General features: G+C 38.8%; 6 protein-coding genes. All 6 read left to right on the top strand.

Annotation, left to right across the window (positions count from 1 at the left end; genetic code table 11):
- Positions 1-141: 141 nt before the first annotated feature.
- The 6 genes from K9L86_08480 to purD all read left to right on the top strand — a co-directional run bounded on the left by K9L86_08480 (position 142) and on the right by purD (position 9253).
- Positions 142-1839, top strand: a complete 1698-nt coding sequence (locus K9L86_08480; protein MCF7908888.1) for a TonB C-terminal domain-containing protein — start codon at positions 142-144, stop codon at positions 1837-1839.
- 130 nt (positions 1840-1969) lie between these two features.
- Positions 1970-3262, top strand: a complete 1293-nt coding sequence (purB, locus tag K9L86_08475) for an adenylosuccinate lyase (GenBank protein ID MCF7908887.1) — start codon at positions 1970-1972, stop codon at positions 3260-3262.
- Positions 3263-3334: 72 nt separating this feature from the next.
- Positions 3335-6223, top strand: a complete 2889-nt coding sequence (gene purL / locus K9L86_08470; GenBank protein ID MCF7908886.1) for a phosphoribosylformylglycinamidine synthase subunit PurL — start codon at positions 3335-3337, stop codon at positions 6221-6223.
- 11 nt (positions 6224-6234) lie between these two features.
- Complete coding sequence (purQ, locus tag K9L86_08465) at positions 6235-6987, top strand: phosphoribosylformylglycinamidine synthase I (protein ID MCF7908885.1); 753 nt, start codon at positions 6235-6237, stop codon at positions 6985-6987.
- The gene (gene purM, locus K9L86_08460) at positions 6987-7979 is read left to right on the top strand and encodes a phosphoribosylformylglycinamidine cyclo-ligase (protein MCF7908884.1); all 993 of its coding nucleotides are present in this window, start codon (positions 6987-6989) and stop codon (positions 7977-7979) included. Before purQ ends, purM begins: the two co-directional genes overlap by 1 nt.
- Complete coding sequence (gene purD / locus K9L86_08455) at positions 7976-9253, top strand: phosphoribosylamine--glycine ligase (protein MCF7908883.1); 1278 nt, start codon at positions 7976-7978, stop codon at positions 9251-9253. Before purM ends, purD begins: the two co-directional genes overlap by 4 nt.
- Positions 9254-9391: the final 138 nt, after the last annotated feature.

The raw sequence follows: 9391 nt of genomic DNA, 5'->3' as shown, positions 1-9391 counted from the left end.
GTATTTGAAGATTTTAGTAATTTTAAATTACAATCTGATAAAAAAGTTTACCATTTATCTCCAGCCTAATGTAGGGCTTGCGATAAATGGCTTGATATTTTGAGAGTAGAATATACTGGACAATTAACATAGGAGATTCAAATGAAACTAAAAAAAGAAATTTGTGTTGTTCTTTTGGCCGGATTGTTTTTTGTGTCGCTGGCGGCTTATTCGTCAGATGATTTTTTTGCAAGCTACCTGGATGCTGAATCAGTTGAGCCCTTGGTAAATAATGTATTTTATGAGACTGATGTTCGCCAGGCTCTTCAAGACGTTTCAGCTCAAACCAAGGTGCCGATTGTTATTGATCCTTCGGTCCAGGGTTTTATTAACGTTGAACTTGAAAATGTACCCCTAGAGGAAGCTTTGAGTATGATTCTGATTCCTTTGGGCTATAACTTTAAAAAGATAGATAAGTATTACATTGTTGGCTTAGCTAAACCGGAGAGCCCAGTGTTTGACCTTTTAGCCAAAACCGAGGTTATAGCTTTGGATTATGTCAAGGCCAAGGATGTAGAGTCTTTAGTGTCTGACTTTTTTCATCCTTACATTAAGGCTAATTTACAAAATAATTCAGTAACAATTACTGCCCCGTTGAATATTATTGCTCGCTTCAGGCAGGATATTAATAAGATCGATCAACCTCGTCAACAGGTTATGATGGAAGCTTTAGTTATTGAAATATCAGAATCGGATAAAAAAGAGCTGGGCGTTAAGTGGGGTAGTATGCAGGAGGGTGGTTTTACGGTTAGTCCGCCGTCAAACTTTACTCTTGAGAAGGGTTTGGGGTCTGCGACAACTGCTGAATATACTCTTTCCGGAACAGTTACCCAGAGCACTCTAATTACCTTAAAAACCATGATTCAGACCGGAAAAGCAGTGGTAAGGGCTAACCCGCGGATTTCAGCCTTAGACGGAGAAGAGGCAAATATATTTATTGGCAAAGAGGAGTTTTTCTTAATTAATACCGGTTCTCAAGCCTACCCTTACAATACTCTTCAATCAATTGGTACTGGAGTTACCCTAAAAGTTACCCCTAGTGTTTCTTCAAGCGGGGCAATTACTGTAAAAATTCAGCCGGAAGTAAGTGAAGTTGTCGGAACCAGTAGCGCTAATTTACCGATAGTAAACCGACGGACAGTGTCTACTACCGTGAGGGTTTTTGATGGTGACACTATTGGTATCGGAGGGCTTATCCAACACAACTCAAGTCAAACCAAAACCAGAGCCCCGATGTTAAGTCACGTTCCTTTTTTGGGTAATTTTTTTAAATCGAAGGATAGGACTGCTGAAGATAAGGAGGTATTAATTTTTATAACTCCGCACCTGTCGAATTTAGGTGAAAAGTTTAAAGAGTTTGATCCGGACTCGATCGAGGAAGGTCAAAATCGTTTTTTCAAAAGGAAGTCTCAACCTAGCCAGAACTACCGCTCTCGGAGGGATTCGGTCATTAATTCTCAGAATATCAGAGTAGAATCAAGCTCAAATGTATACGGTGATCAAAGATATCTGGTTGATCGTTACGTAGCTTACGCTCGAGACGTTATTGATACTTCTCGTTTCCGCAATCTTATCTTGAGCTTATCTAGCTCATCAGCCATAAATCGTAACATTCTCTTTAGAATTACCGTTGGGTCTGATGGTTATATCAGCGATATTAGCATGCTTCGTGCCTCTGGTTCTCAACTTATCGACCGAACGATCAGAGAGGAGATTGTACAGGCTAGTCCTTTACCGAATTTTCCTCAAGGCATCCGGCGTCGGTCGCTTACCTTCGATATAGCAATTACCCTTAGCTAGCAAGGCTTATTTAGTTCTTTGTTTCTAAGGATTTTTTTGCTAATTCAATTGACTCAAAAAGAATTGTTTGGTAAGATATTACCTCTTGTTAAGGGTTGTTTTTAAGGCTAAGTAAATCTAGAGGTGATTGATGATCAAGCGTTATACTCCGACTGAAATTGGTAATATTTGGAGTGAGGATGAAAAATTTAAGCGTTTTTTAAAGATTGAAGCCTTACTTTGTGAAGCTTTAGAGAAGCAAAAAAAGATCCCCAAAGGTGTCAGTAAGAGCTTTTCAAAGGTAAAGATTTCTACCCTGGCAATTAAAAAGATCGAGGAGAAGACCCACCACGATATTATAGCTTTCCTGAAACATATATCTAAACAAATTGGCAAAGATGCTCAATATTTGCATTTGGGTTTGACTTCATCAGATTTACTTGATACGACTTTAGCCACACAGATAAAGGATGCAACTTTAGTTATCTTGAAAGATTTGGATTTGGTTTTAGCTGAAGTTAAGAAGAAAGCCCTTAAATACAAAGATACTCTTTGCATGGCTCGAACTCATGGAGTACATGCTGAGGTTTATAGTTTTGGTCTTAAGTTTTTATATCTTTATAATGATTTAAGAGAGGAAAGAAAGCTTTTAGCTGATAGTCTTGATTATGTTGCTTGTGGAAAGATTTCCGGAGCAGTTGGAACCTTTGCTCATTTTAATTTAAGGGTTGAAGAGTATATTTGTAAAAAGCTTAAAATAAAGCCGGCTTTAATATCAACCCAGATTGTTTCTCGGGAAAGAATCGCTTACTACTTATCTTTACTTTCCTTGATTGGCTCAACTCTAGAGAGATTCGCTACCGAGGTCAGACATTTGCATAGGAATGAAGTTGATGAAGTAAAAGAGCCGTTTTATAAGGGACAGAAAGGATCAAGCGCGATGCCGCACAAGCAAAATCCGATTGTTTGTGAACGAATCTGCGGTTTAGCTAGAATTTTGCGGGCCAATATGTTGGTTGGCTCTGAGAATATTAATCTTTGGCATGAACGGGACATATCGCATTCATCATCCGAAAGAATTGTTTTACCCGATTCAACGATAGCCCTAGACTATATGCTTAAGAAGTTTAAGCAGGTGGTTGGTGATCTAAAGGTTAACTCTGAAAATATGCTTAAAAATATCGAGCTTAACCGTGGCATTGTTTATTCTCAGAAACTGTTACTTAAATTGATGGACAAAGGTATCCCGCGGATCAGAGCTTATGATATCGTTCAAGGTATTGCTTTAAAGGTAATTAATAAAAAATCATCTTTTAAGAAGGAGAGTTTTTTGAATTCGAAGGTCAAGAAACTTCTAACTAAGAAAGAGCTTGAGGAAATTTTTAATCCTTATGCTTACCTTTCGAATGTAGATAAGATTTATGAAAGAGTAGGAATGGCGTAGCTAACGAGTTTTACTATCCGCATTTAATCGTTCAATTGATCTTGCCTGAATAAGGCAAAAATTCACCGACAAATGATTTGGAGAATAGACGTATTTTCAAAAGAAAAAGCTTCTTCTTCAAAGATCGCTTCCGAAATAAGCGATTTAGGTATCGCTTTAAACCCACAAGTTTTTACTCGTAAAGTCTATCTTCTCGAGGCTGATCTAGGCCAAGGTCAGCTTGAGATGATTGCGACCCAGCTTTTAATTGATCCGATTATTGAAGCCTACAGTATAACTCGTGGTATTTTTGAAGACCGACCTGAAGATAATCAAATATTGATAACTTATAATCCCGGAGTTTGCGATACGGTAGCTTTGTCGCTTGAGAAGGCAGTCAGCGATATGTCTTTAAATCTAAAAAGTGCTCGTTGCGCCCGGTTTTATGAATTTGTTGGTTTAGCCAAAGAACAAATATTGTATCTTGCTTCAAAATTACTTTATAATCCGCTTATTGAACATATTTTAGAATATGAGCAGGGTTCTAGATTGGCTACTCTTGATGAGTTTTCAGGTAAGGACTACAGCTTTAATCTTGTGACAGTAGAGGTATTGGAGGCTAGTGATGAAAAATTAAAAGAGATTTCAAAGCAAGGTTGTCTTTCTTTGAGTCTTGATGAGATGAAAATAATTCAGGCTTACTTTCAAAAGTTAAAACGTAATCCTACCGATTGTGAGCTTGAAACTATTGCTACGCTTTGGTCGGAACATTGCGCTCACAAGACTTTCCGTGGCCTGATTGAATACAGCCAAAAGGATTCAGAAGGAAAGCTAATAAAACAAGAAACAATTAATAATTTACTTAAGTCAACGGTATTTAAGGCAACTAAGGAGATCGCTCATCCGGATTGCGTGTCAGTATTTGAAGATAATGCCGGAGTAGTTAAGTTTGATAAGAAGAATAATATTTGTTTTAAAGTTGAAACTCATAATCACCCTTCAAGTTTAGAGCCTTACGGTGGTGCATCGACTGGCATTGGCGGAGTTATCAGAGATATCTTGGGAACTGGTTGTGCGGCTAAGCCTTTTTCATCAGTTGATATATTTTGTTTTTCACCCTGGGACCTAAAGCATGATCAGGTACCACAGGGTCTGCTTCATCCTAAACGGATAATAAAAGGAGTTATTAAGGGTGTGCGCGACTACGGAAATCGCATGGGAATCCCTACGATTGGCGGAGCAGTCTTGTTCGATAAGAGATTTTTAGGTAATCCTTTAGTCTATTGCGGGACTTTGGGCATTTTGCCTAAAGAGAAGTCATTTAAAAAGTCAAAGCCCGGCGATTTAGTTATTCTTTGTGGGGCTAAAACCGGAAGGGATGGAATCCACGGGGCGACTTTTTCATCTAAAGAGCTCGATGAACACACAGTAGGTCTTACTACGGCTGTTCAGGTCGGCAATCCGATTGAAGAAAAAAAGTTAACCGAGGCTATTCTTAGGGCTCGTGATAAGGATTTATTTTCTGCGATTACTGATTGCGGAGCCGGTGGTATTTCCAGTGCAATAACTGAATTAGCTCAGGAACATGGTGTCAAAGTTGACCTTGATAAAGTTCCTTTAAAGTATCGCGGCTTAACTTATACTGAGATTTGGATATCTGAATCTCAAGAGCGGATGGTATTTTTTACAAGTCGTGATAAGCTAGCCGAGTTAGAGGATATTTTTAAGGAAGAGGATGTTGAGCTAACCGTAGTCGGTGAAGTTACCGAAACCCAGAAGTTAGAGCTTTTTTATGAAAGTAATAAAGTTTGCGACATCGATTTAGAGCTTATTTTTGATTTACCTAAGCTAGAAAAGAAAGCTTCTTGGGTAGACAAAAAGCAAGTCGACTTAAAGATTGAAGCTAAAGATGCATACAACGATGACCTCGGAGATTTGTTAGCTACTCCTAATATTGCTTCTAAGGATTGGATTGTCAGACAGTATGATCATGAGGTGCAGGCTGGATCAGTTAACAAAGCAGTTAGCGGTATTGCGCGGGTTGCAGTAAGTGATGCAGCAATTAGCCGGCCGGATTTAGAAAGTAAGTCTTGCGTTGCCGTTGGTTTTGGGATTAATCCTTTTTATTCTGATCTTGACCCTTACTGGATGGCGGCCTTAGCTATTGATGAAGCTTTACGCAATGTTGTTTCTAGTGGCGCAAAGTTAGATAAAACCTTCATTCTTGATAATTTCTGCTGGGGGTCGCCGCAGGATGAATCGGTGCTGGGAGCTTTAGTCAGAGCCTCAGTTGCTTGTTATGATTTTTCAACCTACTTTGGCGTACCGTTTATTTCCGGAAAAGACAGTCTTTATAATGAGTATGATGTTTCCGGAAAACATATTTCGATCCCCGGAACCTTGCTAATTTCAGCAATGTCAATTATCTCTGATTGGCAGAAGGTTATTAGTAATAACTTTAAGGCCAAGGATAATCTTATTTATGTAGTCGGTTTTACCAAGCCGGAAATGGGAGCTTCAGAGTATTTTCGAAAATACAATATTACCGAAGGCCTAGTACCTAAGGTTGACAAGGCTTGTGCAAAAAGTATATTTGAACGTCTTAGCCAAGCGATGGAAAAAGGGTTAGTTGAATCTTGCCATGACTGTTCTGAGGGTGGTTTGGCAGTTGCAATTTCTGAGATGTGTATCGGGGCAGATTTGGGAGCAAATGTGTTCTTAGAAGAGGTACCTAAGCTCTCTAGCATGCTTGATTATGAGCTGTTATTCTCTGAGTCAGCTTCGCGGTTTGTTGTTGAGGTAAATAAGGTAAATCAAAATGAATTTGAACGAGCCTTGGTCGACTCCCCATTTGGCTTAATCGGTTGTGTTTCTGATAAGAAGAAGCTGATTGTTTATAGCAAGGACTGTAAAGAAGTTATTAATCAGCCGGTAGAAACTTTGAGAGATTGTTGGATGAGAACATTCTCTGAATTTAGATAAATTTAATAAAGATGAAACCAAAAACTCTAATTATTCGCACAGCCGGAATTAACTGCGACAAGGAGACTGAATTTGCTTTTAATTTAGCCGGAGCGGACACTAAATTGGCTCATATAAATTATATTAAAGAGAAGCCAGACCTTTCCAGTTATCAGATACTTTGTATTCCTGGAGGGTTTAGCTACGGTGATGATTTAGGTGCTGGAAAAATTCTTTCTTTGGAATTTCTTTGCTGGTTGAGGGAAAGTTTGCAGGGTTTCATTGATAAAGGTGGCTTAATTTTAGGCATTTGTAATGGATTTCAGGTTCTGGTAAAAACCGGTATTTTGCCGGACATTGATTTTAAACAAAAGGTTACTTTGACTAATAATGATTCTGATCGTTTTGAAGATCGTTGGGTCTATCTAAGGGTCAGCTCAGAAAGCGTTTGGCTTAAGGGCTTAGATGAAGTGATTCGTCTGCCAATAGCTCACGGAGAAGGAAAATTCTATGCAGAATCAAGTATTTTAGATAAAATAGAACTAAACAATCAGATCGCTCTTCGTTATGTCGATAGCCAAGGTGATGAGGCCAGCTACCCTTTTAATCCTAATGGATCGCTTAAAGCAATAGCTGGAATTTGCGATTCTAGCGGAAGAGTCCTGGGGTTAATGCCGCATCCAGAACGTTTTATTTTTGAGCATCATTGGCCGCTTTGGAAAGATAAAAAGATTAGCCCCCAAGGATTAGGATTTTTTAAAAACGCAGTTAACTACTTTAAATAATGAAAAAAGTTACCTATAAACAAGCTGGCGTAGATGTAAAGATTGGCGAGGCTTTTGCTAAAAAGATTAAATTATCTAATTTAAGCAAGGTCGAAGCCTTTGGCTCTGTTTTTCCCTTAGCCTCAGCTTTGACTAAATGCAAAAATCCTTACTTAGTTTCTTCAGCCGATGGTGTGGGCACAAAGCTAATAATTGCTCAAAAGCTAGGAATTCACAATACGGTCGGAGTAGATTTGGTTGCCATGAATGTTAATGATTTAATTTGTGTCGGGGCTCGGCCGCTTTTCTTTTTGGATTATATTGCTTGCGGAAAGGTAAAACTCACAACTTTGGATGCGGTTATGCTGGGCATCAAGCAAGGCTTAAGCGAGTCGGATTGTCTTTTACTCGGCGGTGAAACTGCTGAGATGCCGGGGATGTATAAAAGCCAGGAATATGATTTAGCCGGGTTCTGCGTAGGAATAGTCGATAAGGCTAAGATGATTAACTGTAAAAATATTAAAGCCGGTGATCTTTTGATTGGTTTAGAGTCTTCAGGTTTTCATTCAAACGGGTTTTCCTTGGTTCGTAAAGCTTTAGGTCCAAAAGGCATAAAAAAATACGCTAAAAAGTTATTGGTTCCGACACGTATCTATGTAAAACCGATCCTTTCTTTACTTGAGAACCATAAATCGCAGCTTAAAGCGATTAAAGGTATTGCTCATGTAACCGGAGGAGCTTTTTACAATAAGGCGACTAAGATTTTACCTAAAGGCTTAGGTATGGTGATCGAGAAAAATAGTTTTAGAGTTCCTGAGATCTTTAAAATAGTTCAGAAGGCTGGTGGAATTTCTGAAAAAGAGATGTACTCGGTATTCAATATGGGTATTGGTATGATTTTAGCTGTAGATAAAAAGTATGCTCGAGAATTTAAGCGGCAGCTTAATAAATATGTTAAAGCCGAGATCATTGGCCAGGTAGTTAAATCTTCTAAGAAAATGGTGTTACGATGAAGGTGCTAGTTATTGGTTCAGGCGGCCGCGAGCATTGCCTAGCTTGGAAGCTAAGCCAGTCAGCTTTAGTTGATAAACTTTATTGTGCGCCAGGCAATGGTGGCACTGTTTTACTTGCTGAGAATTTAGATATTTCAGCTACTGATATTGAGAGTCTCCTGAAGTTTGCTAAGACTGAAAAGATAGATTTAACTGTAGTCGGTCCGGAAGCGCCATTAGTTAAGGGTATAGTTGATCAGTTCGAAAGCCAGGGTTTAAAGATATTTGGTCCGAGAAAAGACTTAGCTCGTCTAGAAGGAAGCAAAGTGTTTTCTAAGGAAATGATGCGTAAATTTTCAGTTCCCACTGCTGATTTTGAAGTTTTTGATAGTCCAGATAAAGCAAAAGAGTATATAGATCGGAAAGGAGCACCGATAGTGATAAAGGCTGATGGCCTAGCTGCCGGAAAAGGAGTTATTGTAGCTAGAACTCAAGATGAGGCCAAGGATGCAATTGATATGATTATGGTTGATAGAAAGTTTGGCTCAGCCGGCTACAGAGTAATTATTGAAGATTGCCTAAAGGGCCAAGAGGCTTCAATCTTAATATTTAGTGATGGTGAAACCATCTTGCCTTTAGTGTCTTCACAGGACCATAAGGCTGCTTTTGACGGCGATAAAGGTCCTAACACCGGAGGTATGGGAGCTTATTCACCGGCACCTTTAGTTAATGATCAACTTTTAAAAAAGATTATTGATCAGGTATTTAAACCTTTAATTGATGGGTTAAGAGCCGAAGGCAAACCCTATAGGGGTATTCTTTATGCTGGCTTAATGATTAAAGATGAGGAGATTTCAGTTTTAGAATTCAACGTAAGATTCGGCGATCCGGAAACTCAGGCAATTTTGCCTAAGTTAAAGAGCGATCTTTTCGAGATTATGTTAAAAACTGCTGAAGGTAGACTTAATGGGGTAAATTTAGAGTGGGATGAACGTTTTTGTCTTTGTGTTGTTTTAGCTTCCGGCGGCTATCCGGGAAATTATGAGAAATTTAAAGAGATAACCGGTTTAGAGAAGCTAGAGAATAGAGAGGATGTTTTTGTTTTCCACGCCGGTACGAAATTTAATCAGAAATTACTAACTAGCGGCGGAAGAGTTTTAGGAGTTGTTGGTTTGGGCGATACGATAAAAGATGCTCAAATCAAGGCTTACCAAGCAATAGATGATATTCAATTCGACAAGATGTTTTATCGAAAGGATATCGGCGATAAGGCATTAAGAGAATCTTTGGCTTAAAAAAGGAGATGATACGATAATTGTTCAATGATAGTTGGTGAAAACTCTGGATTATCAGTAGAATAAATAGATAGTCACAGAGTAGATAGGTTATAGGTTGTATTGTTTTTCTGGGGCTTAATTGACCCCGTAAAGGAG

Source organism: Candidatus Omnitrophota bacterium (assembly GCA_021735655.1).
Classification (GTDB): domain Bacteria; phylum Omnitrophota; class Gorgyraeia; order Duberdicusellales; family 4484-171; genus JAHKAJ01.
The sequence above is the reverse complement of the archived record's forward strand: the minus strand, read 5'-3'. Positions and strand labels throughout refer to the sequence as shown.

Bases quoted from the DNA above. Each gene is read 5' to 3' on its own strand.
- K9L86_08480 (MCF7908888.1), top strand. From the start codon at position 142: ATGAAACTAAAAAAAGAAATTTGTGTTGTTCTTTTGGCCGGATTGTTT.
- purB (MCF7908887.1), top strand. From the start codon at position 1,970: ATGATCAAGCGTTATACTCCGACTGAAATTGGTAATATTTGGAGTGAG.
- purL (MCF7908886.1), top strand. From the start codon at position 3,335: ATGATTTGGAGAATAGACGTATTTTCAAAAGAAAAAGCTTCTTCTTCA.
- purQ (MCF7908885.1), top strand. From the start codon at position 6,235: ATGAAACCAAAAACTCTAATTATTCGCACAGCCGGAATTAACTGCGAC.
- purM (MCF7908884.1), top strand. From the start codon at position 6,987: ATGAAAAAAGTTACCTATAAACAAGCTGGCGTAGATGTAAAGATTGGC.
- purD (MCF7908883.1), top strand. From the start codon at position 7,976: ATGAAGGTGCTAGTTATTGGTTCAGGCGGCCGCGAGCATTGCCTAGCT.